At 61.6% G+C, this 2,615-nt stretch carries 3 protein-coding genes; 1 reads left to right on the forward strand and 2 read right to left on the reverse strand.

All coding sequences use genetic code 11. From position 1 onward, the window contains the following. Positions 1–167: 167 nt before the first annotated feature. Complete coding sequence (locus ACH2DW_RS15225) at positions 168–1,805, forward strand: flavin-containing monooxygenase (RefSeq protein ID WP_394930594.1); 1,638 nt, start codon at positions 168–170, stop codon at positions 1,803–1,805. Between the two features lie 76 nt (positions 1,806–1,881). On the opposite strand, the gene ACH2DW_RS15230 is transcribed toward ACH2DW_RS15225, so the two are convergent. Both ACH2DW_RS15230 and ACH2DW_RS15235 read right to left on the reverse strand, forming a co-directional pair. Beyond that, a complete protein-coding gene (locus ACH2DW_RS15230) occupies positions 1,882–2,028 on the reverse strand; it encodes a hypothetical protein (protein ID WP_394930595.1) in 147 nt (48 codons plus the stop codon). 21 nt (positions 2,029–2,049) lie between these two features. Beyond that, positions 2,050–2,307 (reverse strand): cyclic nucleotide-binding domain-containing protein, encoded by a 258-nt coding sequence (locus ACH2DW_RS15235; RefSeq protein ID WP_394930596.1) that lies wholly within the window; start codon positions 2,305–2,307, stop codon positions 2,050–2,052. Positions 2,308–2,615: the final 308 nt, after the last annotated feature.

Consider the following 2,615-nt stretch of genomic DNA (forward strand, 5'->3'; position numbering starts at 1 on the left):
TCGTCATCGCGTTCCATGTTTCCATGGTTCTGTGTGCCGTCGCGCCAGTTCCGCGTGCCGTCGCGTCTTCAGCGGGCTGCGAATCGAAGTAGCCGCACCTCATCCGACAAGATCGGAGGAATCGGAGGGAACATGCAGCACGCAACGACGGCCAAGATGGTGTTCACATGGTGATCGGACGGTCGCGCGGTTCCCAGCCGCAGGAGCACGATCAGGAGCTCGATGTTCTCGTCGTCGGCGCCGGCTTCAACGGGCTGTATCAACTCCACCGCCTGCGTCAGGAAGGCTTCGATGCTCAGGTCGTCGAAGCAAGTTCAGGCGTCGGTGGTGTGTGGAACACGAACCGCTACCCGGGCGCCCGCGTCGACTCCCACGTGCCGAACTACGAGTTCTCGATCGAGGCCGTGTGGCGCGACTGGAACTGGACCGAGCGGTTCCCGGGTCAAGAAGAGCTGCGCCGCTACTTCGATCACGTCGTTGACACGCTCGACTTGCGGCGTCACATTCGTCTCGACACACAAGTTACGGCTGCTCGTTTCGACGAAGAACGCTGCCGGTGGGTTGTCGAGACGACTGCAGGTCAGATCGTCGCGCGGTACTTCGTGCTGTGCACCGGTTTTGCGTCCAAGCCGTACATTCCTGACATCGCTGGCCTCGACGACTTCGACGGCCCGTGTCAGCACACGGCGCAGTGGCCCGACGGGGGTGTCGCCTTCGATGGCAAACGGGTCGGCGTGATCGGCACCGGAGCCAGTGCGGTCCAGATCGTGCAAGAAGCAAGCCGCACCGCTGCTGAGTTGACTGTGTTCCAGCGAACTCCGGTGACGGCATTACCGATGCAGCAGCGCAGCCTCACTGTTGATGAACAGGACCGGGCCAAGCTCGACTATCCGGAGATCTTTCGACGACGCAATGAACCACCGGGCAGTTTCTTTGACATTGTTCGCCACGAAGTCGGCGCGTTGGAGGTGTCGCCCGAGGAGCGGCGTGCGGTCTTTGAAGAGGCATGGCAGGCCGGCGGGTTCCACTTCTGGGCCGGGACCTTCAAAGACATCGGTCTTGATCTCGCCGCCAATCGCACCGCGTACGACTTCTGGCGCGATAAGACACGTGCCCGGATCACGGACACGGCGATCGCGGACGTCCTCGCACCGCTCGAGCCGCCCTACCCGTTCGGCACCAAACGCCCCTCGCTCGAGCAGGGCTACTACGAGTGTTTCAACCAACCGAACGTGCACCTCGTTGATCTGCAGGGTGCCCCGATCGAGCGCGTCACAGCGACTGGCGTGCGCACCGCCGACGGACGGCACCATGATTTCGATGTGCTCGTGTTGGCAACAGGATTTGACGCGAACACCGGTGGCCTCACGCAGATCAACATCGCCGGTCCGTCCGGCGACACGCTGACGCAGCGGTGGTCCGATGGTGTTGAGACACAGTTCGGGATGGCCGTCAACGGATTCCCCAACCTGTTGTTCCTCTATGGCCCGCAGAGCCCGACAGCGTTCTGCAATGGCCCGACCTGCGCAGAGCTGCAGGGGGACTGGGTCGTGAGAATGCTGAGTCACATGCGTCGAACGGGATCCAGACGTGTGGAGTCGACCGCGAGTGCTGACCGCCGATGGGCGGAGCACCTCGACGAGGTCGCTGCGATGGCCCTGCTGTCTCAGGCTGACAGTTGGTACATGGGGGCCAACATTCCCGGGAAGCGTCGCCAACTGCTGAATTATCCCAGCACCGACGGCTACCTGATGTTCATTGCCGCCTGTGAAGCGAACGGCTACGAGGGGTTTTCGTTCGAATGACCCGACGCCTACTCGCGGTGATGGACCGTGGGCGTTTGGCGCTGGGGTCTGGCTGCGGGCCCTCGGGGCAGAGGTGCTAGCCGAGCAGCGATGATTCGGCTTCCATGAGCCGAGTGATTGTGGACTTGAGCACTTTGCGCGTGACTGCAATGTTGGCATCAAGGAAGGCGGAGAACTCACGGCTGCCGAGGACTTCGACCATGAGGTCGCTCTCTGCCTTCACGGTTGCATTGCGCGGTGTTCCCTAAAGCAGTGCCATTTCGCCGATCACGGAGCCCGGTCCAACTGAAGCAACGAGCTTGTCGTCTTTCCAGACTGACGCATTGCCGCTCACGATGATGAAGGCCTCCCGACCGACCGTGCCTTGCTTGATGAACTCCGAGCCGGCATCGATGGGGATCTTGGACATCATCCGCTGGATCGACGCGAGCTCCTTCTTCGACAGCCCTGAGAACATGGGAATGCTGCTCAGGATGGATGCACGTGGTGTCAGCTTGGCCATGTCGGATTCTCCGTGAGGTGTGGTCGCTGAGGTGTGAAGAGGGGCCTTTGTAGTTAATCAGATCTGGTGATGGCGAGGCGCCGTCGTGAGCCTGAGCGAACCCACGCTTGCGCCCCCACAGGGGAGACGTGGAACTCCATGAGGAGGAACCAACCCGAGGTTCTCCCGCTGGAGCAACGCCGACTGAGATGCCGTGCCCCACAAATCTTTACGGCAGGTTGCGCGAACCTCTCGATGGCCGTAGCGTAGCTCTTCGCTCCACGGAGGCATTTGCTTCTGGAAGAGTGTGGCACCAACGGTCTGGTTTG

Origin of the sequence: uncultured Ilumatobacter sp. (assembly GCF_963980585.1) — a bacterium.
Classification (GTDB): Bacteria; Actinomycetota; Acidimicrobiia; order Acidimicrobiales; family Ilumatobacteraceae; genus Ilumatobacter_A.

Excerpts from the sequence above, each read along its gene's own strand:
- ACH2DW_RS15225 (WP_394930594.1), top strand. The coding sequence starts at position 168 with ATGGTGATCGGACGGTCGCGCGGTTCCCAGCCGCAGGAGCACGATCAG.
- ACH2DW_RS15235 (WP_394930596.1), bottom strand. The coding sequence starts at position 2,307 with ATGGCCAAGCTGACACCACGTGCATCCATCCTGAGCAGCATTCCCATG.